This is a genomic window from Bradyrhizobium sp. UNPF46, from assembly GCF_006658625.1.
Lineage (GTDB): Bacteria > Pseudomonadota > Alphaproteobacteria > Rhizobiales > Xanthobacteraceae > Bradyrhizobium > Bradyrhizobium nitroreducens.
This window is the reverse complement of the sequence record NZ_LFJB01000009.1, coordinates 62,626-86,924: the sequence shown is the minus strand read 5'-3', so window position 1 is coordinate 86,924 and position 24,299 is coordinate 62,626. Positions and strand designations below refer to the sequence as shown.

Below are 24,299 nucleotides of genomic sequence, written 5' to 3'. Positions count from 1 at the left end.
AGCCAGATGGCACGCGCGCTGATGATCCAGGGGGCAGGCTCGGACGTGGGCAAGTCGCTCATCGTCGCCGGACTTGCGCGCGCCTTCACGCGGCGGGACTTGCGCGTGCTCCCGTTCAAGCCGCAGAACATGTCGAACAACGCGGCCGTCACCGTCGATGGCGGCGAGATCGGCCGCGCCCAGGCGCTGCAGGCGCTCGCCGCCGGCGTCGAGCCGCACACCGACATGAACCCGGTGCTTCTGAAGCCCGAGACCGATGTCGGTGCGCAGGTGATCGTCCACGGAAAGCGCATCGCCACCGCGCGGGCACGTGACTATGCGGCGATGAAACCTTCGCTGATGGGCGCGGTGCTGGAGAGCTTTGAACGGCTGAAGGCGCGATCTGATCTGGTGCTGGTCGAAGGCGCCGGCAGCCCGGCCGAGGTCAATTTGCGCAAGTCCGACATCGCCAATATGGGCTTTGCACGCAAGGCCGACGTGCCGGTGGTGCTGGTCGGCGACATCGACCGCGGCGGCGTCATCGCCCAGCTCGTCGGCATTAAGGCGGTGATCGACCCCGATGATGCCGCGATGATCCACGGCTTTGTCATCAACAAGTTTCGCGGCGATCCCACGCTGTTCGACGACGGCTACAGGCTGATCGAGCAGAAGACGTCGTGGCGCGGCTTCGGCGTGCTGCCCTGGTTCGCGCGCGCCGGCGAGCTGCCGGCCGAGGACGCGCTGGGCCTGAGCGACGCGCGCAAGCCCGGACAGTGCAAGATCGCCTGCCTCGCGCTGTCGCGCATCGCCAATTTCGACGATCTCGATCCGCTCAAGCTCGAACCGGGCATCGATCTCGTGATGGTGCGACCAGGCGAAGCCATTCCGGGCGATGTCAGGCTCGTCATCATCCCCGGCTCGAAATCCACCCGCGGCGACCTCGCCTTCCTGCGCGCGCAGGGCTGGGACATCGATCTGCTCGCGCATCACCGCAGGGGCGGCCATGTGCTCGGCCTCTGCGGCGGCTATCAGATGCTCGGGCGCAGCGTCGCCGACCCAGAGGGAATCGAAGGTCCCGCGGGCGACACGCCGGGCCTCGGACTGCTGGATGTCGAGACGGTGATGAGCCCGCAGAAGACGCTGACGCGCGTCGCGGCTGTGCATGCCGCCACGAACCAGCCGATCGAGGCGTACGAAATCCACATCGGCCGCACCGACGGCCCGGATCGCATCCGCCCGTTCGCGACGCTGAACGGCGAGCCCGAAGGCGCGATGTCGCGCGACGGCCGTGTGCAGGGCAGCTATCTGCACGGCCTGTTCACCTCGGATGATTTCCGCAAGGCGTATCTCGCCAAGCTCGACATTCCCGCAGGCGACGAGCCCTATCACGCCAGGGTCGAGAGCGCGCTCGAGGCGCTGGCCGATCACATCGAAAAGCATCTCGACGTCGAGGGACTGCTTGCGCTAGCGCGCTAGCACCTCGGCAAGGCGCATCCATTCGGCCTCGCTGCCGGGAAGCCCGAGCCGAAGCCATGTCGGCTTTTGTGCGAAGACGCGCGACCAGATGTGGCCACGCGCCAGTTTCTCCTGCACAGCAAGCGCATCCGGCGTCCCGTAGAGACGAAACAGCGCGGTGCCGCCGAGGAGCCGCCAGCCCTGCGCTTGGGCCATTTCGTCGAGCCGGACACAGTCGCGCGCAAGCCGCGCGGACGTGGCTTCGGCCCAGTCATCATCGCGCAAGGCGCGGCAGCCGATCGCGATGGCCGCGCCCGAGACCGGCCATGGACCCGACATTGCATCCAGCCTGTCGATGTCGGCAGCATGACCGATTGCGAATCCGAGGCGCAGGCCAGCCAGTCCGTAAAACTTTCCGAAGGATCGCAGGACCAGCAGTCCCGGCCGATCCGCTTCAGATGCGAGTGACAGTTGCGGAACCGTATCGGCAAAGCTCTCGTCGATCACGAAGCGTCCGACGCGCGGCAGCAGGGCGAGCAGATCCTTTGGCGAATGGCAGCGGCCGTCGGGATTGTTGGGATTGACGATGATGGCGAGGTCCGCGCCTTCAAGCGCACCGAGCTCTCCGACCTCCTGCACCTCCCAGCCCGCGGCCGACAGCACGCCGGCGTATTCGTTATAGGTCGGCGCAATAATGCGCGCACGGCCCGGCGGCGCGAGGTGTGGCAGCAACTGAATGGCGGCCTGTGCGCCGCCGAGCGCGACGAGCGGCGCGCGCGTGCGATAGGCATGCTGCGCGGCCCGGTGCAGCCCCTCGATCTCGGCGCGCGAGGGCAGCGCGCTCCATGCGCGCGCGCTCACCTCGCCGACGGGATAAGGCAGCCGGTTGATCCCGGTCGACAGGTCGATCCAGTCTTCCGCCCGCCCGCCAAAATGCTGCTGGGCCAGATCGAGATTTCCGCCGTGCTCGCGCATGCCCCGTTCTTTCACGCGAAAGCCAGGATCGCAAGCACGCCGGCGAGCAACAGCATGGCACGGCGATAGACCGCCAATCCCTCGCCAATGTCGGCCGCGTGCGGATCGCGCGCGCCCTCGTTCAGCCAGGGCTCGTTCGTGATGCTGCCGTGATAGATCCGGGGACCGCTGAGCCGTACGCCGAGCGCACCGGCCATCGCCGCCTCCGGCCACCCGGCATTGGGCGAGCGATGACGGCGCGCATCGCGCGTCATGCAAGCCAGCGTCTCGGATCGTCGCGGCGCCAGCAGCACGAACAGAAAGCCGGTCAGGCGCGCCGGGATGAAATTGGCGACATCGTCGATGCGCGCGGCGGCCCAGCCGAAGGCCTCGTGCCGTTCGCTGCGATGGCCGATCATGGAATCCAGCGTGTTGATCGCCTTGTAGCCGAGAATACCCGGCAAGCCGAACAGCGCGCCCCAGAACACCGGCGCCACGATCCCGTCCGAGGCATTCTCGGCAAGGCTCTCGATCGCGGCGCGCGCGATGCCGGCTTCATCGAGCGCCGCGGGATCACGGCCGACGATGCGCGACACCGCCTCGCGCGCGGCGGCGATATCGCCGGCCAGCAAGGGAGCACCGACAGCGGCCACGTGATCATGCAGCGAGCGCAGTGCCACCAGCGGCCAGGCGAGGATGCCGACCAGCACGATCTGAACCCAGCCCGACGGAAGCGAGAATTGGAGCACCCAACCGATGGCAACAGCGAGCACGATCACCACCAGCGCTCCGGCGACGCCGGCAGCACGGCGAAATGTCGTGGGATCGGACTCGCGATTCCAGCCGGCATCGATGGCACCGATCAGCCGCCCCAGCCAGCTCACGGGGTGGCCGATCCGCGCGAACAGCCACGACGGCCAGCCCAGCAGAGCATCCACCGCCATCGCCACCACCACCGCGCCCGCAAAGCCCAAACCCGCCTCCTGTCCCGCCCCTGTTGCGCAAAGCAAGGGCTGAGCGCAAGCCCCTCCACGCCTGATTTCGGCTTTGTCTTTGGCCGCGATTGGTGGTTAGTCAGGCCCTCCAGGAGACCTTCATGGCCGTCATCTTGATTACCGGCGGAGCGCGATCGGGCAAAAGCAAGCGTGCGGAATTGCGCACGCGCGCCTTTCCCGGGCAGCCCGTCTATGTCGCGACGGCCGAAGCGCTCGACGCGGAGATGCAAGCACGCATCGCGACGCATCGCGCGCGGCGCGGAACCGACTGGATCGAACGCGAGGTGCCGCTCGATCTCGTGCCCACGCTGGTCGCGACAGACGGCGGCGGCGCACGGCTGGTGGACTGCCTGACGCTGTGGCTCTCCAATTTGATGCACGCCGAGCGCAATTGGGAACGCGAGGTGGCCGCGCTCGCCGCCGCCCTGCCCGGCTTGAAGAGCCCCGTCGTCCTCGTCACCAACGAGGTTGGCCTGGGTATCGTCCCCGACAACGCGCTCGCGCGCCGCTATCGCGACGCGGCCGGACTCATGAACCAGATGATCGCGGCCGCCGCCGACGAGGTCGAGTTCGTGGTCGCCGGCCTTCCCATGAAATTGAAATGATGCCGCGCGCCGAGATTCTCAAGGACATCGTTGCCGATCTCAGGATGGCGGCATCGTTTGTCACGATCCTCCCGGTGGCATCGTCGAAGCCCGCACCTGACGGCGCCGTCGCACGCGCGACCTGGGCGCTTCCCATCGCGGGACTGCTGGTCGGCTTGGCCGGCGCGTTCATCTACAAGGTCGCCATCCGCGTCGGCCTGTCGCCGAGCCTTGCCGCCCTGCTCGCGCTCGCGACCACCGCGCTGATCACCGGCGCGCTGCATGAGGACGGTCTTGCCGACACTGCGGATGGGCTCGGCGGTGGTCGGACGCGCGAGCGCAAGCTCGAGATCATGCGCGACAGCCGGATCGGCACCTATGGGACTTGCGCGCTGATCCTGTCGTTCGGCCTGCGCTGGAGCGCACTCGCCGTCATCGCCAACCCCCTCGCCGTCGCCCTCGCGCTCTGCGCCGCGCACGCTGCCGCCCGCGCCGGCGTGCCGGCCTTCATGTCGCTGGTGCCGCCAGCGCGGCCGGATGGGCTGTCGGCGAGCGCCGGAGCGCCGCCCGGCCGCAGCGTCGCTGTCGCCTTTGCACTTGGTACGCTCGCTCTTGTCCTGATGCTCGGACCAGCCAAGGCGCTTGCCGGCCTGTTCCTGCTGTCGCTCGCCGGACTGTTGCTGGCGCGGCTTGCCATTCGCCAGATCGGCGGGCAGACCGGCGACATCCTCGGCGCATTCGAGCAGATCGGCGAGATCCTGATCCTGCTGGTCGCCGCATCCTTCCCAACGGGAGGCTGATCCATGGTCGCGTTCGACGACACCTTCCGCCGGCAATTGCACGAGCTGTTCGTGTGGCGCCGCGACGTGCGCCGCTTCCGCAGCGATCCGCTGCCGGAGGGCGCCATCGATGGGTTGATCGAGACCGGCTGCCTATCGCCTTCGGTCGGCCTGAGCCAGCCCTGGCGCTTCGTCATCGTGGACGATGCCGCGCGCCGCCGCGCCGTGATCGACGATTTCAGGGCGTGCAACGCCGATGCCTTGAGCTGCTATTCCGTCGAACGCGCCGCGCGCTACGCCACGCTGAAGCTGTCGGGCCTCGAACAGGCGCCCGGCCACCTCGCCGTGTTCGCGGACAAGGCCAGCGACGTTGGGCACGGCCTCGGTCGCGCCACCATGCCGGAGACGACGGAATATTCGGTGGTCGCCGCGATCACCGCGATGTGGCTCGCCGCGCGCGCCGAAGGCATCGGTCTCGGCTGGGTGTCGATCCTGAGCCCGGATCGCATCCACGCCATTCTCGACGTGCCCCAGAGCTGGAAGTTCATCGCTTATCTCTGCATCGGCTACCCGGAAGCCGAGTGCGACCAGCCGGAGCTGGAGCAGGCGAAATGGGAGCACCGGCGCGGCGCGGACGAGTTTACGCTGCGGCGTTAGAAGACCGCACTATCCTCCGTCATTGCGAGGAGCCCTTGCGACGAAGCAATCCAGAATTCCTCCGCGGAGGCAGTCTGGATTGCTTCGCTACGCTCGCAATGACGGCGGAGAGAGCGGCGCGACCTTCCGCTACGACTTGCTCCTGCCTGCCACCGCCGGTGCCGCGCTTTCCTGCTTCTGGAACATCAACAGCGGCCGGAAAATGACGCGGCCGTAGGCCTCGTAATGGTTCTGGGTCGACACCGCCATCTTCACCGGCGTCGCGTAGTTCGCCTCGAAGGTCATGAACTGCGCATAGGTCCAGGAGAAGCCGACGCCGACGGAGGCCATTTCGGTGACGCCGGGGAAGGTCGAATACACCGCACCGTAGTCGGTGAAGATGTAGGTGTCGAAGCCCCTCAGCCATTGCGACCAGTTGTAGTGCAGCTCGGCGTTGAAATAATAGCCGCTGTCGCCGGAGGCCGCGTTGGAGGGATAGCCGCGCACGGTGGTTGGACCGCCGATCGAGAAGATCTGGTCACCCGGCAGCAGCTTCTCCTGCGTGTACTGCCAGCTCGCCAGCACATTGGCGCTGAAATTCGCGGGCCCCGCGGCGCTGGTCGCAAGCATGGAGCCGGTATAGGTGGTGAACGCGCGGTTGCCACCGAGCACGTGATCGTGCCAAGCAACGTAGTTCACTGCCGGCGAGACCGTGATCGAATAGGTGTTGCCGGATTTGGTCACCGAGACGCCCGCCGTGGATTTGTCGTAGTGATCGTCGGTGACTGCGACGGTGGCAAAACGGCTGACCGTCTTGCCCTCGGTTAAGGCGGTGTTGAGCAGCACCAGCCAGTCCTGCGTCACCCAGACCGGCTGGCTGAAATTGACCGCGGCCTGGCTCGAGCGGCCGGTGACGTCGAGCGCGACGAACGGGCCCTGGACGATCTTGATCTTGCCTTCGGTGTAGCTGACGCCGGCGCGGCCGCCCCAGGGATTGACCGGAATGTTGTAGGCGACATTGCCGTTGAGATTGCCGTCGGAGCGAACGCCGTAGAAGGTCAGGCGGTCGTCGACGCCGAACAGGCCGTGGCGCTTGTAGAAGGCCCCGCCCTCCCAGCGTCCGGTGTTCTCCGAGCCCTGGTTGTCGGTGAAGAGCTGCAAGGTGTCGACCGGCGGCTCGATCACGGCGAACTGGAGATCGGTGAGGCCGAAGCTCGTGCCGGGCTGCAGCAGCGCCTTGATCTGCACGTCGTTGGTCCGGTTGAACCAGATCACGTCCCGGTTGAGCTTGGGAACGTCGAGGACCTCGCCTTCGGGCTCCTTCACGCGATCCAGGATGTAGTCGGTGCGGGTCTGCTTGTTACCCTCGACGGTCGTCTTCTGGAGCCGGCCCTCGGTGAGCTTGACGCGGACGACGCCGCCCTTGGCGTCCTGGTCGGGCAGCGTCGCGATGCCCGTGACGATGCCGCGCGCGGCATAGACGGCATTGATGTCGGCGACGAGCTGCAGGAGCGCCGCGATGTCGACGTCCTTACCGACATATTTCTTCGCGATCTGGTCCAGCTCTGCCGGCGTGATGAATTTGGACTCATCGAACGTGACCTTGCGCAGGCGGAATTTCGGCCCGCCCGGCTTCAGCAGCTGGGACTTTTCCCGCTCGCCGCCGATCACCGCCGGCCCGGTCAGCTTGGGCGGCGCGCTCTGCTGCTCGAGCTGCCGGCGCTGGCGGTCGACGTCGTTCTGGATCACGCCGGGATTGATCGACTGCGCACGCGCGGAGGCGATGCAGGACGCTGCCAGCCCAACCGCAAATGCTGCCCCCAGAATCCGCATCCCGAATCCGATTACCATGCCTCGGCAAGACGGCCAATCGCCGGGCTCGCCGTCTCGATCGCCGCGTCCTTCCAGCCCGCGCGACCCGCACGCTGCCCCTTCTGGCGCAGCTTGCGCATGTCGCTCAGTCCCTCGATGTTGACGGCGGGGCCGGAGCCGACGGCCTCGACCGGCCGCGGCATCAGCAGCGCATCGAGCCGCGCCTGGCCGGAGAGGCCGAGCTGGTAGAACGTTCCGCCGTCCTTCTTCGCGAGCCAGGCCTCGATGCTCTCCTTGCCCTCGCCGTCGACCGCAATGTTCCGCATCATGCTGGCGCCGGTGAAGTCGTTGCAGCAGGTGTGGCTCGGTCCGTAATTGGTGACGGTCGCGGAGACGCCGCCGGTATAGAACACCACATAGGCGTTGCTGACATTGGCGTTGCCGGCCTGGCTCATCGTGAACACACCGCCCGGCTGGTAGAGCTGGAGCGTCGGCCAGTTCGACGGCGCCGGCGTGCGGTTGTTGAGCAACACCTGCTGGGTCGCCGTGGTGAGCATCAGCTGGCCCGGCACGTAGCCGTTGAGGATCGAGACGGTGTGCGCGTCGGTCCAGAAATTCGCATCCACCGCCCTGAACTGATTGACGATGATGCTGTCAGGGTCGATCGAGACGTTGGCATATTTGGCAACGCCGCCGTTGTAGCCGGTGATGTTCATGACCAGCGGGATCGCCGGATTTGACCGGACCTGCTCGCCCCTGACGTTGATCGTGTCGGCCGCGAGATCGAGCTCGCTCACGACGCTGACCCAGTTGATCGTCAGATCACCCGACGACCGCATCTTGACGACGTTGCCGCTGATCCGGTCGAACGCGACCGATCCGGCGACCTGGAAATGCGTATCGCCGTGGGCGGAGATCGACCCGCCACGCAGCGAGCCGGTGTCGGACGTGGCGTTGAGGTCGCCCGCATCGCCCGGGATTCCCGTCGTGGTGAGCTGGCTGAAGACGATGTCGTTCACGGCGTGCAGGGTCTGCGTGCCGCCGCTGATGGCGGTGCCGACGGTAATCCCTCCCGTCGTCGCGGTGACGTCGAGCGTGCCGCCGGCGTTGAGATTATCCCAACGAACGACCGTGCCGCTGAGGACCGCATTGCCGGTCGAGGCCGTGAGGCTATGACCGGTGTTGGCGCCCGCCGCGATCAACCTGGCCGAACCGTTGGCCGAGACCGAGCCCAGCGTCGGCGCGCCGCCCGATGTCACTGTCTGCGCGAGGATGAAACCGTTGTCCGCGTTGACGTTGACGCTGCCGGCATCACCATTGATGCCGGTCGCGGTCAGCGCGTTGAAGGTGACGTTGTCGCGGGCGTGGAGGGTCTGCGTGCCCCCGCTCTGCGCGGTCTGGAAGGTGATGCTGCCCTGCCCCGCGGTCGCGCCCAACGTCGTCCCGACATTGAGGACGTTCCAGTTGATCGGGCCGCCATTGGCCGTCAGCAGGCCGGAGCCGGTCGTGGCGGCAAGCGTGTTGCCCGTGATGGTCGTGGCGGCAAGCAGGGTCGCCGAACCATGAGCCGAGACCGAGCCTTGGCCCGTCGCGCCGCCGGACGCCACCGTCTGGGCCAGGATGAAGCCGGTGTCGGCGGTGACGTTGATGTTGCCGGCATCGCCGTTGATGCCGGTCGTGGTCAGCGCGTTGAACGTGACGTTGTCGCGGGCGCGGAGGGTCTGCGTGCCCCCGCTCTGCGCGGTCTGGAAAGTGATGCTGCCCTGCCCCGCCGTCGCGCCCAGCGTCGTCCCGGCATTGAGGACATTCCAGTTGATCGGGCCACCGTTGGCCGTCAGCAATCCGGAGCCGGTCGTGGCGGCGAAATTGTTGCCCGTGATGGTCGTGGCGGCAAGCAGGCTCGCCGAGCCATGGGCCGAGACCGAGCCGAGCGTGGTCACGCCGCCCGAAACCACGGTCTGGGCCAGGATGAAGCCGGTGTCGGCGGTGACGTCGATGTTGCCGGCATCGCCGCTGTTGCCGACGGCTGCGAGCGATTTGAACGTCACGTTCCCGCTGGCATGAACCATCTGCGAGCCGCTGCTGTCGGCGGTGCCGATGACGATGCTGCCGTTGTTGGTGACGGCGCTGAACGATCCGCTCGCGCCGGTCGCGGTGCCCGCCAGCACCTGGGCCAGCGTCAGCTCGCCAGTGCCGATGATATCGACATTGCCCTTCGCTGCGGACAGCAGGCTCACCTCGGTGTCGGTCAGAACCTTCACGTAGATGTCGCCGGCGCTGGCACTCGCCGACAGTCGCGTGGCGTTGAGGATGAACCGGCTGGTCGCGTTGCCGATGCCGTTCGATGCGCTCAGCGACAGTTCGGCGCCCGCGCCGGAGGCGACGAACTTGGTCTGGCCGTCGCCATTGTCGATGATCGCACCGAGCGAGGCGACGCCGCCCGCGGTGACGACGATCGACGGCGTGTTCGAAGCGGCCGCATAGGACAGCGACGAATTCAGCTGGCCGATGGTCGCGTCGCCGGTCGTCGTCACCGAGATCAATCCGGGCGCGTTGATGGCCGAATAGGCCCCCATCGACAGCGTCGCGGCGACCAGCGTCACGCCGCCCGTACTGCTCGTCGCAACCACCGGCGCCGCGCTGGTGCCGGCCGCGAAGCTCATGCCGCGGTTGGCGAGCAGTTGCATCAGGCCGTCGCTGGTGATGCCAGTATTGATGGTGAGCGCGCCGCGCGCCACGTTCAGCGTCAGGGCGCCGCCGGCGGTCAGCGTCCCATAGGGGCCGCTGGTGCCGACCGCGAGATCACCGGTCACCGCGAGAATGCTGAGATCGCCGACCGACGAGCCGGTCACTGCGCCCGAGATGTTCACCTGCAGCGGCTGGAAGGCCCCGCCGTTGAAGCCGATGCTGCCGCCGGCGCGCAGGTCGAGATCGGTGCCCAGAACGTGGATCGCGCTCCGGTCCGTGAAGTCGGCTTCGGCGTAGATGCTGCCGGTCGCCGCGAGCTGGATCGCATTGGCGGCGGAGATGTTGCCGAGGATCAGATCGCCGGTGGTCTGCTTCACGTAGATGCCTTGCGCCGACGACACGTGATCGAGCTGGTCGTTGGCGGGGTCGGCGAACGCGATCTGGATCGCGTTCGGGTTGGTCGCGGGATTGCTCCCGGCGGTTCCCGAGGGAGCGCCGACATTGCCACGCTCGGCGATCAGGGTCAGGTTGGCGATATCGCCTGAGATCACGGCCCCGCCCACATTGGCGGAGATGCTGCTGACGGCGTCGAGCTTGACGTCGCCGCGGCCGGTCACCTGGATGCCGTTGGCCTGCGCGGCCGTGATCGGGCCGTAATTCGCGGTGACGCCGCCGAGCGCGAGGCTGTTCTTGCTGCCCAGATAAATATTAGTCAGCGCCTTGGCCGAGATCGCGATCGGGTTGTCGACGACAACGAGGTTCTGCTGCGACAGGCTGACGGTATAGGTCGTGACATGAGTCGTCGGGTCCGTCACCGCGCCGACGGTGAGCTGGCCGGGACCGGCCGAGGACAGCAACGCCCTCTGCTCCGTCGTCAGCGACGAGGCATCGACGCTGGTGAAGGTGAAGGTCTGGGGCGCCGCCGAATTGCCGACCGAGCCGCGCGGCGCGTAGAGCATGATCTGGTTGGCGCTGACATTGGCGATGACGTTCTCGTCGATCGGCGGCGGCGCGGCGCCAATCGACGACGACGACACGGTATAGGCCAGCTGGCTCTGCGTCCACTGCGCGCCCGCCGTGATGACGCCGTAGACCCGCTCGGTCGATGCGAGCGTGTAGCTATAGTTCGCATTGTAGGTGTTCAGCGCCGTCAGCAGCGCCGTGTTGGTGGGCATGCGCTGATTGGCCGTCGAGACGCCTTCGAACAGCTTCGTGAACAGCGTCGTCGATAGCGAGCTGCCGAACACCGTCCCCAGCGGATCCGAAGGAGCACTGCCAAGCAAGGTCGTCAGCGAGCTCTTGAGCTCGTCGGTGGTGATCTTGCCGAGCAGGAACTGATCCCTCAGGAACCGCGTCGTCGCCTCGACCTTCATGTCCGTCGTCGAGACGTTCGCGGGATCGATGCCGAGCTTGGCAGCCACCTGCGCCCGCAGCACCGTCAGGCCGACCGAAGTCGGCGCATAGGTGCTGCCGTTCGGGAAGGCGATGTTCCTGAGCTGGAAGTAGTCGTTGTAGGCCGACGTCACCATCGCCTGGTAGCTGTTGACGGCGTTGGTGGCGGCGTTGCCGCTGAGCAGGTCGAGGCTGGTCCAGACGTCCTGCAGATGCTGGCTCTGCGCCTGGGTGAGACCGACCGCCGCTCGGCCGTTCAGGATGCTGGCCTGGTTGCCGTCGGAGCCGGCAGCCTCCAGGAACACCGGACCGCCGGTCGACTGGATCGTGCCGAGGCGCAGGTCGCCCTTGGACTGGATGATGTAGGTGCCGGTGGCCGAGGCACTGTCGAGCACGCCGCCATCGACGGCGCCGCTCGCCTGAACCGTCCCCGTCGCCTGGATCACCAGCGGATTGATATTGGTCAGGGTCGAGGCGTTGTTGACGACGGCGCTCGTCGCGCCGATCGCACCGGACGTGGAGTTGATCTCGATATTCTTGCCGATCACGACCGGGTTGGCGACGTTGTAGGCGGAAGCCGAGTTGATGTCGCCGGTCGCCGACAGGAAGACGTTGCCCTGCGGCGTGGCGCCCGCGGAATTCACCTTGACCTGGTTGATCGAGAGCGCGCCGATGGCCGAGATCGCGATGTCGCGGTCGATCGAGCTGGCAGTCAGGCTGCCGCCATAGAGCTGCACCTGGACGGGCGCCTTGGTGGTGCCGAGCGTGCCGATGCCGCCGTCACCCCGAAGCGTCACGCTCGTCCCCGAGATCACCGGGTTGTTGGCATTGGCGCCGACCGTGATCGTCGAGTTGGCGCCGGTGGCGGCGAGCGTCGTCGCGCCCTGTTGGTTGTTGATCGACCCGTTGATGACGATGCCGGAGGTCGAATTGACCACGACGTCGCTGCTACTGCCGCCGGTGAACTTGATGTTGATCGGGTTCGACGCCTTGACGGTGTTGGTCAGAGTGAGCGTCAGATGATCATAGATCGCCTGGTACCAATTGTACTGGGCGTCCGCGCCGCAGCACTTTTCGGGGTGGGTGTTGAGCGGATTGATGTTGCCGTGCGAGTCTACGCCGTCGGCCCAGTGATAGCTGCCGGTGGCGGTGGTGACCTTCTGGTAGTTGCTGGCCTGCGTACCCGAAACCAGGCTGATCGAGCGGGTCCAGTTCTCCCCGGTGGTCTGATTGGGCGTGAAGTGCCAGCCGTAGTCGAACTGCGTGCTGTTCGTCGGTCGATCCACCGTGGCGGTGTCGACCCACTGGTAGAGCATGTTCGCCTGCGTCGCGTACTGGATACCGGCCGTGCCAGTCCGGGCTGTCAGCATCGACGGGTCGATCGCGGCCGCAGTGACGCTGTTGGTCTCGTATTTCGTTACCTGCTGGTTACTCACGGCCTTGGGATCGTAGACATACCACGTCGTCTTGCCCTGGAGCTGGTCGACGATCTCGACCACGCTCTGGGCGGTGGCGGTGGTATTGATGGCGTTGGTGACGAGCGCAAGCCCGCTGGTGTTGTTGACCGTGACCGTGCCGGCGCCACCTTTGATCTCGATGTTTCCTTGCGTCTGGGTGTTGTCGGTCGATGTCGAGATGATCTTGCCGTTCAGATAGACGTAGCCGCCGGCACCCTGCGCAACACCGTTCAGGATGAGCTGGTCGGTCAGAGCGTTGTACCTGACCCCGATCTTGGCGTCGCCGCTGGCCGACGCCGTCACGGAGCCCGAGATGTCGTAATAGACGCCGTTGCGCGCATTGGCCTGGGCCGCGGCAAAGTCCGCGCCGCCGTTGCGGTTCTTGAGGCCGTTGCTGCCATAGATGGCATCGTACGCCGCGGCGCCGATGTTGACCGAGTAATTGCTGCTGGAGCCGGCCTGGATGGTGCCGTTGATGTTGATCACCGACGCCGAGATGATCACCGCCTGTCCGGTGATCGTCCGAGTGGACGTCGCGGTGGCCGGCGTATCCGCGGTCTTCGCCGTGATCGCATCCGGCTGGATGTTGATGACCTGGAAGAAGGCCGAGCAGCCCGCGCAGTTGAACGGCGTCTTGTACGGACCGCTATCCGCGTAGACGTTCCGCCCGTCATAGGTCGTTTTCTCCCACGGCGCAGTCGAGATGACCTGACTGGTCGGCCCCTCGATCTGCTGGAGCGTGCTGACGCTCGGTACGCTGCCGGCGTTGGGATTGCCGTTGCCGGGCGCGCCCTGGCCCATCGGCAGGAAGATCGACGAATAGAGCGAGGTGCCGTCGTAGAACGTCATCAGCATGCGCGCGGTGAAGATCGTGCTGGCGTCGGCGTTGCCGACTGGCTGATAGATGCCGCTACTGCCGCTGGCGCAGCAGTAATAGAAATATGGGTGATCCCCTCCCGAGCCGATATGCGGAGCGGTGTAGTAGTCGCCGTAGGCACCGAGATAGGTCGCCGCCGTCATCACTGCCGTCAGCGTGTCTTCGGGCCTGTCTTCAGTGGTGGCCCATTGCGAGGTGACCGCGCTGCCGCTGTCGTAGAAGCTCCCGATACCGCCGAGGAAGGTGAAGGTGCCCTTGGGCACCACGATCTGGACGGTCGCGGCACTGAGCGACTGCGATGCGACGACGCTGCCGAGATTGTTGATGATCTTGAGCAGGCCGTTCGCGTTGTTGACGGCGCCGTTGAAATAGATGTCGGGCGTGCGGGTCAGCACGTTGCCGTTCTGGTCGATGCCTTGACCGGAGTCAGGATCCAGACGGTTGTAGGTGGCGGAGACGTCGATGACCGGCGTCGCGCTCGGCATCGCGGTGAAGGTCACGTTGGAGTGCGAATCCGAGTCGACATGGTCGATCTGGCGATAGGTGATGTTACCTCCGGTCACCTCGGTGACCGTGAGGTTGCCCAGGCTCATGAAGTCGAGGCCCTTGTTCTCGATCTTGATCAATGGCGAGCTGCGCGCGATCACCGCGGGCGCGGCAGGATTGGTGCCGCTGTTTCCGGTGAGCTTCTGCGCCAGGATCGAGACGTTGCCGGCGGACACCAGGATGTCGCCGAACGCGAAGGCGTTGCCGGGCGCGTCGGAGGTGAACGGCGCCTGCTTGATCAAGGTGTCGATCTGCCGTTGGATGTCGCCGGTCGGATCGGTGCCGGACGGCGACATCGTGGCGGGCGACGTCGGCGTCGCCGCCGCGAGTTGGGAGCGGACCTGCCCCTCGGTGAGGCCGGTCAGCGATGCCAGCTGGTTGACCACCAGCTGGTAGGGATTGAAGTTGCCGACGATGGCGTATTGGACCGTCTGATGGTTCCAGCTCATCACCGGGCTGAAGTGATTGACGTCGGAGACGGACTCCAGGGTCAGCGCGGAGTAAGGGCTCGTCGTGCTCAGGGTCGGCGTGCCCGCGCCGAGCTCGATTGTGATCGTGACGTCGTTGTTGATGCCCGCCACCACCAGGCCGTTGAGCGCGACATCGCCGGTTCCGCTGGTGTGGCTGTGGTTGTCGCTGTTCTTGGCGCTGAAGATATCGAGATACGGATTGTAGTTGCTGCCGTTGCCGGTGGCCGTGACCTGGCCCTGCGTGGCGCCGAGATAGATGTCGCGCGCGCCGAGCACGCTCGAGGTCGGGGCCAGCGTCAGGCTGGTGGCGTCGTCGGCATTGGCCGTGCCGCGATAGAGCGTTGAGATCGGAATGGCGGTGTTGTTGTAGACCACCGTGGTTGCCGTCGCCTGGATGCTGCTGAAGACGGTGCCATCGCCGGACAGGCCGGCATACATGGTGATGTCACGCCAGGCCACGATCTTCGCGTTGTCGCCGACATTGACGGACTGGTTGGCGTGAACCCAGCTGTTGGTGCTGGCGCCGACGCCTGCGATCGCGCCGTAGAGGCTGGCATTGGCGTTGTTGGCCGCCGCCATCTTCGCGGCCGTGCCGACATAGATCTTGCCGGCGCTGAACAGCTCGCGGGCGTTGATGTTGACCGCGAGCGTGGCGTTCGCCGTCATGTTGGATTCGGCGCCGCCGCCGGCGAAGAAGCTGGCGGTGGCGAGGCTCGCGGTATCGTTGGTGTTCAGCGTGTTGTAGGCCTCGATGTTGATCACCGCGGTCGAGGTCCTGGGATCGTCGTTGAGGCTCAGCACCGTGCCGGCGCCGAGATTGGTGGTGACGCGCTGGGTCACGAAGGACTCGCTCAGCGCCGCCGCTCCCGAGAACGAGCCGCCCGAGCCCGATCGCGCGCCGCCTCCGGCCTGATTGACGATGTCGTTGGCGATGACGACCATGTCGCCGGCCGCCGAGTTGATGATCAGATGCGTCCCTACGTCCGCCGTGGTGGTGGAATCGACCTCATTTCTCGCCTTTCCGGCGGAAACGCCCGCCGTGGACGCCTGATAGGCGTCGCCGCTGGCCGCGTAGTTCGTGGTGTGCGTCGCCTTGATCGTCAGGCCGCCGAGATAGATCGTGTCGTCCGCCGTGCCGCCGTCGAACCGCGCGTTCGTCACGGCGGTCGAGCTCGTGGTGGCGACCGCCGCGGCCCCGGCGTAGGTACCGCCCGCGCCGACCAGCGCGTTGGAGACATTCGTGTCCATGCCGTCCGCACGGATGGTGAGCTTGCCGGTGTAGGCGGCGCGGTTCAGAGCATCCATATCCGCCGGCGCGCCCAGATATGCGTAAGTGTGCGCGCTCGACGACGTCTGCGCGACGGTGGCGCCGAGGGCCAGGAAGCCGCTCGAAAGACCGGTCCCCTCGGCATATTGCGAGCTGTCGTTTTCCGCCTTGATGGACACGTCGGCATTGGGAAGCCGGATCCCCGTCCCGCCATAGGCGTTGACCGTCGCGTTTTCGGAGGCCTTTGCGTAGCTGCCCTGCGCGCCGATCAGCGAGCCGCCGCCGCCGGCGAGCGCCTTGGCCCACGTCGTCGTGCCGTAGATCAGCGTCGTCGTGCTTCCGTTCGTTTGCGTGCCGATGACGGGGACGAGCGCCATCGCGGTGACGGCGAGCTTGCCGCCCGAGAAGCTGGTGTTGTCCCCGACATCCGCAGTGACCCTGGCGCCGACCGTCGACTGGGCGATGGCGACGCCGACCGCACCGCCGCCGACCGAAACACCGATCGCCTCGCTCGACACATTGGGCGTGATCGCGGCCCCGACCAGCGTGCCGTCACCGGTCGCAGACGTGGTGATCGCTGCGCCTGATCCGATCTCGGCGAGCACGCCCGAGTCTTCGTGGGCCTCCGCATCCGCGCCGGCACCCGAGACGATACCGCCCGAGAGCGCCGTTGCCGTCGTGCTCAAAGTGCCGGCGCCCGAGGCCCCGACACCCAATGTCGAGGTGTTGATGGTGGCGCCGTCAAGGACCCGCGCCGTGACCGAGCTGTTTCGGCTCGCCGTTGCGACCGAAGCGCCGACGGCCACGGCACCGGCACTGGCGCCGCCGGTGAAGACGACCTGGCTCGTCGAATCCTGCGCCAGGACGGCGACGCCGTTGCCGCCCGAGCCCGTGATCTGGCCGCCGAGCAGGGCCACCACGGTGTTGCTGACATTGCCGACCGCCACCGAGGCCTGAGCGCCGAAGTAGAGCGCCGCACCACCGGCGATTGCCTCGGTATCGATGGTCTTGCCACTATAGGGGCCGGTATTGGCGTCCTTGACGACGGCCGTAACAGTGACGGACGGCGACGAGACGGCCAAAGGTGTATCTGCCGCCACCAGCACGCCGGAGCCGTTGCGTCCGTAGTCACTCAAATTGGCGAGCACGGTGCTGTTGACGCTGGTGTAGCCAATGCCGGCCCCGATGCCGAGATTCTTCGCAAAGCCGGCGCCGAGCAGATACATCTTGGCCGCATTGGCGCTGGTGGCAGCGACATTGACCTGCGTGCCCGTGACGTTGCCGCCCGCGATCTGCGCGACGACGGCGTCGTTGCCCCCGCTCAGCACACTGCTGACATCGTAAGTCGAGCTGACATTGGCACTGTTCGGATTGCCGGCGGTGCCGCTGGCGACCGCACCACTGCCATGCGTGTTGCTGGTGCCGCTGTTGACGGATGCGATGGTGCCGTTGCCACCCTGATTGAGCTGGCCGGTCTGCTGGCCCTGGGTGTCGGCGTCGGCGGTGTTGGTGCCGATGATGATGACGCCGACAGTCGCGCCGATTCCGACGCTGCCGCCGATGCCGGCGGTGACCGCGTAGGACTGCACCTCCTTGGTGCTGAGTGCACTGACATTGATCGCGCCGGACGAGTTCAGATTGCTGTTCCAGCTCTCCGCGACGGTCCGGCTCTTGAAACTGATCACGTTGGCGGCGGCACCGACGCCGACCCCTCCTCCGCTGGCGCCGACCGCGAGCGCGCCCGCGATCTCCTTGATCGCGACGTCCTCGTTGGCGTTGATCGTGACCGCGCCGGCCGCGCCGCCCGTCACTCCCTGGAGCGTGGTGTCGTAGACGCCGGCGATGGTGGTGTTGTTGGCGACCTCGATGTTCGCCATGCCGGCGATCGCGGCGGTGCCCGTCGAGAGCGCGCCGCCGATGGCATAGGCCTCGAAGCGGTTCTTGGTCTTGGCTTCGACGTCGAGCACGCCGCTCAAATTGAGCGCCGTGGTGTGCGCGGCGCCATTGCCCTGATAGCGGAACTCATCGCCGACATAGGCCAGCGTCCGGTTCGAGGAGACCTGGACCAGGAACGCCGCGCCGATCGCGGCCTGGCTGCCATAGGCGCCGGAGCCGTTCGCGGAGAAGATGCCGGTGCTGTTGTTGGCGTTGACCGTCAGCGACGAAGCCGTCAGCGCGCCGCCGTCGACATAGGCTTCCGTGGTCGCCTGGAAGACGTTCAGGCCGACCGAGCCGGTGTTGAAGCCGATCGCAATCGAGGACGCATCCTGTTCTGCATTGGCCTTCACGGTCACGGCGCCGACCGTCTCGCTCGACGACTGGACGCCGCCGACCGTGGCATTGGTGATATAGGCGAAGGTCTCGCGCGACATCGTCGTCGAGACAATCGTCGCGCCACCGCCGCCGCTGCTGCCGTAGGCGATGCCAGCGCCGAACGCGCCGGAATAGGAGAAGCTCGACGCGGCCACCTCGATCTGCGGCTTGAGCGTCGACGAGGTCAGACGCGTGTCGATGGACGCGCTGTCGATATAGGCTCGTGTCGCCCCGCTCATCACGTTGGTGATCGGGTTGATCATGATCGAGATGCCGCCGCTCGCGGCGACCGACGCGACGTTGGTCACGACCGCCTGGTGCGAGCTCGCGACCACGGCAAGGCCGCGCAGGACGTCCTGGTTCTCAGTGAGGTCGGGCGTGGTGTCGGTCGGCGCATGGGCCGTGCCGAGATCGAAGGCATGGACGAGCGTACCGTTGTTGACCGACAGCGTATCAGTGGTGCTGGTTCCGAGCGCGTCGACCTTGGTGTTCGCTCCCGAGATATAGGCGGCGGTGGTTCCGGTGATCTGGTTGGTCACCAGCGAACCCGCGCCGCCGGCCGCGCCCTTGCTGATCGACAGGGCGCCGGCGAACACGGCCGCCTTGTCGTTGTTGCCGGCGAGCACCGAGACATTGTTGGTGGCCGTAACATCGGCCCCGTTGATGCCGTTAGTGCCGGCGGCAGTGATATTGGCCGTGACGTTGGTCCCCATCAGATTGGTGGCGACCGAACCGGCGAGGCCAACCTGCGAGGACATCGCAATGCCGACGGCGACCGTTGAGATGTTGGCGTTCGAGTTCGCGTTGACCCCGACATTGCCCGAGGCGGTCAGCTTGGAGCCGGTGACGCCGGCGGTGACATTGTTGGCGATGCTGCTGTAGACGAGCGCGAGGCCCGCGGCGCTGCCTTGCGTCGAGGCGCCCGCGATCGCGGCGGTCCCGGTGATGCTGGAATTGTCGGTCGCGTTGACGGAGATGTTGCGGCTCGTGACGGACGATTGCGACGCGCTCGACAAATTGTTGCCGATGGCGGCCGAAACGGTATTGGCGATCGAACTGATCGTCGTGCCGCCGACGCCGGCGAACTGCCCGGTCGCAAGGCCAAAGCCGATCGTGACCGCCTGGATCTTCGAGGAATCGACCGCACTGACGCGGACATTGCCCGGGGCCGACATCAGCACATTGGCGATGTAGGCCGAATGCGTCGTCGCAACGGTGTTGTAGACGATCGAGGCGCCGACGTTGTTCTTGCCGGCCTGGATCAGGCCCGCAACGGAGACGATGCTGGCGCCAGGACCGTTACCCGTGCCGTCGTTGAGAGCGGCCGCGCTGAAGTCGATGCAGTTCTGCGTCCCCATGCCGCCGGCGGCCGTGCAAGTGTCGGTGGCGAGATGGTTGTTGTTGCTCTTCTTGACGAGGTTGCCGAGCGCCGTGTCCAGCGCCGACACAGCGCCACTATCCGCCAGCACCGTCACGCCGCCGACATTGATGTTCACGGTCGAGCCGCTGTTGATATAGGCCGTCGTGGTCGGCGTGATCTCGCTGACGACGACCGCGCCGGCAAGGCTGTTGGCGCTGGCCCCTCCCCCGCCCGAGGCCGCACCAGCCGCAATCACGCTGGCGCTGTCGGCGATCACCAGCAGGGTGTCGTAGTTCGAGATTCCGGTGCTACGGATATGCGCGTCGGTGGCGTTGCCGCCCGAGGGATCAGCGATCGACGCATAGGTCAGCCCGATGCCGACGCCGGCCTGGCCACCCGATAGATAGAGCGAGCCGCCGCCGATCGCGATGTTCGTGGTCTGATAGGCGTCGACCTCGAGCGCGCGGTTGACGCCGCTCGCCTGTCCCGTGATCGTCGAGCTCTCGATATAGGCGTTGGCGCTGTCCGTGATGATGCCGACCGAGGCCGACAGCGAGGCCGCGTTGGATTTCGATCCCGCCACGCCGATGGCGACGATGGTCTCCGAGCCGCCGTTGAGCGCCTGAACCGTCACCGAACTCTGGTTGTTCATGGTGGTGCCGTAGATGTAGGCGAGCGTCGCGTTGTTCGACATCGCCGCGGCAATGGCACCGCCGATCGCAGCTCCCTGGGCGGATGCCCCGGCCAGATTGAGTGCCGCCGAACCGGAGCCACTGTTGAGCATCGTGTCGTTCAGGGCCTGAACGATCGTGCTGGTCGTGACGGTGCCAGCCGTCGTGTACTTGTTGACCGTCGTGTTCCTGATATAGGCGCTGGTGCCGAGCGCGACGTCGCCGATCGACGAACTGCCGGCGAGATCGATACTGAAACCGTCGGTGCTCGAGCCCGAGCTCGAGCCGATCTTGCTCGCGGCCGTCGCCACGCCGGCGGCCCCGCCGGTCGCACCTGCACCGGCGGCTCCCGCCTTGTCCGAGAAACTGGAGGCCTGCGGCTCGGAGATCGAAGCCGCGACCGCTGCGGTCGTGATGCGTCCGGACGTGGTCGCACTGATCGTGAGATTGTCGACGTTGACGGCCCCGCTGCCGCCGCCATTGCCGGCGAACGGATCGTCGGCGCTGAAGGGACCGGGCCTGATATCGGAATGATTGTCGCCGATATAGGCCGACGTGTCGGTGTTTGCACCGAGATAGGCGACCGCCAATCCGACGGCCGAACCGCCGCTGGTGTTCCGGCTCATTGCCCCCGCCAGCGTGATGACCGACAGGTCCTGCTGCGCCAGGATTCCGACCGTCGGAGCGTAGACGGTTGCCTGGCTCGATATCGAGGCATGCGTCGTGTTGTTCAGGAAGCCGAGCGAGGTGATGCCGTTCAGCGCCAGCGCGCCGGCGGCCTTGCCGGACGACGGCGCGACGGCGACGAACTGGTCCGAGGTGATTGCGTTGACGGCGATGTCGTCCGCCGCACGCAGCGTCGCGCGGTCCGAAACGCCGGCGATGGTGTTGGTGTTGAACTGGACGAGATTGAGCGCGCCGCCCACCGACGATCCGCCCGAGGTGTTGCCGAACAGGAAGCCGAGCGTGCCGACATTGCCGGCCGCGTCGATCGACGCCATGGTCGTGGTCGCCGCGATCTGGATGCTGGTGTCGTAGGTGTGGACGTCACCGTTGTTGACCGTCGCGGACCAGCTGCTGCCGCAGGCCGCGGTGGTGCAAGTCGCGGTCAGACTGGCGCTGCCGGCCACCCAGGCCGTCGTGTTGTTGTTGACGACGAAATGGTTCATCGAGCCGGCGAGGCCGATCACGTCGCCAGCGTCGGCCGTAGCGTTGGCATAGCTCGTCAGGATATTGCCGCCAACGCCGAGATTGCCGTTGAGATGGCCGAGGACCTCGGTCAGTCCGTCCCACTTCAGCCAGGTATTGGTGATCGGCATCGAGGTGGTGGCGTCAACGGCGATGTTGGCCGCGTTGATGGTGGTGCCGCTGCCGATATAGGCGTTGGAATTGTGGTTGAAATTGCCCCAGGCGACCGCCGCGCTGATCGCGACGCCCTCGCCGCTGGTAACGTCCTTGGTGATCGCGGAAGCCGTCGCATTGCTGCGCACGCCCCGATCGATGAGAGTGCTGACGACCGCGACGTTGCCGCTGACATAAAGGCTCGGCGCGCCGCCGCTCGGATTCTGGCCGATCGATGCCGTCGCGTTTTCGGTGCTGTTGGCCAGCGACAGCGCACCGGCGGCCTTGAAATTGAAGTCCACCGGCATCAGCGAGACCATCTGCTGAGCCATCATCCCCGTCAGGCTGGGGCTGGAGACCAAGAACTCCTGGATCGCGCCGACCAGGGCCGGCGTACCGACAATGGTCGACGCCATGGTCGAGTTGCTCGTCGTGTTCGAGGTCGCCTCGACCAGAACGGAGCCGTTCATCCGATTGGCGGTATCGGTTCCGAGCGATGCGCCGAGCTTCGCGGTTGCGGATGTGGTGACGTCGCTGATCGCGAGCGCCCCGCCAACACCACCGCTGGCGGTCGGCGTGCTCAGCGCAACCGACGTGGCGCCGGTCGAGAACGAGTTGTTGTTGATCGCCCGCACTGTCAGCGAGTTGCCGGATGCATTCACGGTGCCGACGGAAAGGTTCGCGCCGGTCCCGACATTGGCCGTGGTCGAGACCGAGCCGGTGGAATAGGCCACCGTCTCGACGAATTGCGCGCTGGAGGTCGCTGCGACCGCGGTAACGGCCAACGTTGCATCGTTGATGGCGTGGATGCCGAGGTTGCCGCCTGCGCTGATCGTGGCCCCGGAGGCAACATTGGTGCTGACATTGCCGTCGATCTTGCCGACGACTGCGGCGGCGCCGATCGGCGAGCCGCCGATCAAGGTGCTCGCAATCGCCGGATCCTGCGCCGTCTCCGAACCATGCGAGGCGATGGAGACGTTGCCGGTGCCGTTGATGTTGGCGTTGCCGTTGATATTAACCGTCGCGGTGGCGCTCGCGGCCACGTAGCCGCCGTTGATGCCGAGCATCGAAGCCGCGAGCGTGGTGCCCACCAGCGTAAAGAGGCCAGGGACCGAGCTCGTAAAGCTGGACGACGCCGTCGAGACCGATGCGATCGTGATGTCACCGCCGGTGATCCGGCCGTCGACCGTAATTCCCGACGTCGCAGTGGCTTGGCCCGACAGCTTGCTGTCGCTCGCCGTCGCCGCGAGCGTCACATTGCCGCTGGTGTAATGCGTGCTGGCGGCGTTGACGGCCTGCGCGAGAATTTGCGCGCCGTTCTGGATATCGATTATCCGCGCCTCTATCCGGATGTCGTTGGCATTGCCCGTCGAATAACCATTGGCATCGAGCCGACGGGTATCGACCATCGCGTGGGCCGCCAGCGTGATCGAGTTGTCTGCCTGGATGAGGTAGGTGGCACCGGCGCTGAGCCCGTTGATCGCAGCCGCAACCGAGCTGTTCGACAGCGTCACGCCGGTGTCGCCCTGGGCGGCATCGCCGATGACCAGGTCGGTCGGGTCGATCAGTAGCGTGCCGGCCTTGCCGTTGTCCGCGCTGAGGTTGACCTTGATACCCTGGCCGATGTCGATCATCCCGTTCGCGCTGAAATCGACGAGGCCGGCATTGCCGGTCTTCGCGCTGGCGTTGAACCTGGCCCCGCCCGTCACCGTCAGATTCTGCGCCGCTTTCAGGCGGATCTCGCCGGCATCGCCGGTCTTGCTGGCAATGTTCAGCCGGGCGTTCTTTCCGATCTCGATGTTGTTGCCGGCCTGCACCGTGATGTTGCTCGGCGTCGAGGTCTTGCTGCGCGCGGTCAGGCGTCCGTTGACGCGGGCGTTGTTGACGGCGCCGATATGGATCGAGCCGTTGCTGACGGTGATCGCGCTGGCGCTGCGCAGGCCCTTGGAATTGACGGAGGCCGCGAACTTCGCGGCGTGGTCGAGATTGGCGATGTCGCGCTGGCTGGCGCCGCCGACGAACACGTTCTGCCCGGTCAGGCGGACGCCGTCGATCGCATTGACGCGGCCGTAGATGCGGATGTTGCCGTCGGGCGAGACCGGGAACGAGCCCGCCATCAAATTGCCGACCGCCGACTGGTTGATCTGTCCGCCCGCGCCGATCAGGCTGTCGGTGAACTCGCGCGTCGGCGTCGAGACGTTGAGACTGCCGACATTGACCACGCCGCTGCGGCCGACCACGAAACCCTTGGGATCGGCGAAGTAGACGTTACCGCCGATCGCGCCGTTCATGTAGGAGTTCAGCGTGCCGTTGACGTAGACCGGCGCGTCGCGAACGATGTTGACGAGATTTTGCGTCCCCGTCGGCAGCTGCAGATTGACGGTGTTGCCCTGCCCGACGCTGAACTGCGAGAACGAGTTGAAGGCACTGTTGCCCGACACCGTCGACGTCGTGACATTGGTGACGCTGCCGGAGGTCTGCAAGGACGTCCCGGTGCGTCCGTCCGGGAGGATGACGTTGGCCGTCTGCGCCCGGACACGGACGCTGTACACCGGCAGGAAGACCATCTGCATCGCGCAGAGCAGCGACATCGAGCGGAAGCGCGAGAGCTTCCGCAACGTCGTCAGCTCGTCATCGTCTCGCGCCGCAGATGGTCCGCGCATGTCAGATCCTCTTCATCGGCATTGGCGCCGATCCACAACCGGGTGGGAGAATGTCGTGCG

Annotated in this window: 8 protein-coding genes; 4 read left to right on the top strand and 4 right to left on the bottom strand. The window is 66.3% G+C overall.

Going from position 1 to position 24,299, the window contains the following annotated elements; genetic code table 11:
• Positions 1-6 precede the first annotated feature (6 nt).
• Positions 7-1,455 carry a cobyric acid synthase gene (locus tag UNPF46_RS05280; RefSeq protein WP_142249308.1) on the top strand — a complete coding sequence of 483 codons (1,449 nt, stop codon included), beginning with the start codon at positions 7-9 and terminating at the stop codon, positions 1,453-1,455.
• On the opposite strand, the gene cobD is transcribed toward UNPF46_RS05280, so the two are convergent.
• The gene (gene cobD, locus UNPF46_RS05275; RefSeq protein ID WP_181769796.1) at positions 1,444-2,409 is read right to left on the bottom strand and encodes a threonine-phosphate decarboxylase CobD; all 966 of its coding nucleotides are present in this window, start codon (positions 2,407-2,409) and stop codon (positions 1,444-1,446) included. The genes UNPF46_RS05280 and cobD overlap by 12 nt on opposite strands.
• An 11-nt stretch (positions 2,410-2,420) precedes the next feature.
• Positions 2,421-3,362, bottom strand: a complete 942-nt coding sequence (gene cbiB, locus UNPF46_RS05270; protein ID WP_181769795.1) for an adenosylcobinamide-phosphate synthase CbiB — start codon at positions 3,360-3,362, stop codon at positions 2,421-2,423.
• A 122-nt stretch (positions 3,363-3,484) separates the two neighbouring features.
• Between cbiB and cobU the strand changes: the two genes are divergently transcribed.
• From cobU to bluB, 3 genes are read left to right on the top strand one after another with little or no spacing between them, the layout of a single operon-like run.
• A complete protein-coding gene (gene cobU / locus UNPF46_RS05265; RefSeq protein ID WP_181769794.1) occupies positions 3,485-3,988 on the top strand; it encodes a bifunctional adenosylcobinamide kinase/adenosylcobinamide-phosphate guanylyltransferase in 504 nt (167 codons plus the stop codon).
• On the top strand, positions 3,985-4,767 hold the full coding sequence (gene cobS, locus UNPF46_RS05260) for an adenosylcobinamide-GDP ribazoletransferase (protein WP_100177774.1): 783 nt from the start codon (positions 3,985-3,987) through the stop codon (positions 4,765-4,767). Before cobU ends, cobS begins: the two co-directional genes overlap by 4 nt.
• A 3-nt stretch (positions 4,768-4,770) precedes the next feature.
• The gene (bluB, locus tag UNPF46_RS05255; protein ID WP_142249305.1) at positions 4,771-5,403 is read left to right on the top strand and encodes a 5,6-dimethylbenzimidazole synthase; all 633 of its coding nucleotides are present in this window, start codon (positions 4,771-4,773) and stop codon (positions 5,401-5,403) included.
• 129 nt (positions 5,404-5,532) lie between these two features.
• Here bluB and UNPF46_RS05250 read toward each other — a convergent pair whose 3' ends face one another.
• Positions 5,533-7,215, bottom strand: a complete 1,683-nt coding sequence (locus UNPF46_RS05250; RefSeq protein ID WP_142249304.1) for a ShlB/FhaC/HecB family hemolysin secretion/activation protein — start codon at positions 7,213-7,215, stop codon at positions 5,533-5,535.
• Between the two features lie 11 nt (positions 7,216-7,226).
• Positions 7,227-24,239, bottom strand: a complete 17,013-nt coding sequence (locus tag UNPF46_RS05245; protein ID WP_142249303.1) for a leukotoxin LktA family filamentous adhesin — start codon at positions 24,237-24,239, stop codon at positions 7,227-7,229.
• Positions 24,240-24,299 lie beyond the last annotated feature (60 nt).

Excerpts from the sequence above, each read along its gene's own strand:
- UNPF46_RS05280 (WP_142249308.1), top strand. The coding sequence starts at position 7 with ATGGCACGCGCGCTGATGATCCAGGGGGCAGGCTCGGACGTGGGCAAG.
- cobD (WP_181769796.1), bottom strand. The coding sequence starts at position 2,409 with ATGCGCGAGCACGGCGGAAATCTCGATCTGGCCCAGCAGCATTTTGGC.
- cobU (WP_181769794.1), top strand. The coding sequence starts at position 3,485 with ATGGCCGTCATCTTGATTACCGGCGGAGCGCGATCGGGCAAAAGCAAG.
- cobS (WP_100177774.1), top strand. The coding sequence starts at position 3,985 with ATGATGCCGCGCGCCGAGATTCTCAAGGACATCGTTGCCGATCTCAGG.
- bluB (WP_142249305.1), top strand. The coding sequence starts at position 4,771 with ATGGTCGCGTTCGACGACACCTTCCGCCGGCAATTGCACGAGCTGTTC.
- UNPF46_RS05250 (WP_142249304.1), bottom strand. The coding sequence starts at position 7,215 with ATGCGGATTCTGGGGGCAGCATTTGCGGTTGGGCTGGCAGCGTCCTGC.
- UNPF46_RS05245 (WP_142249303.1), bottom strand. The coding sequence starts at position 24,239 with ATGCGCGGACCATCTGCGGCGCGAGACGATGACGAGCTGACGACGTTG.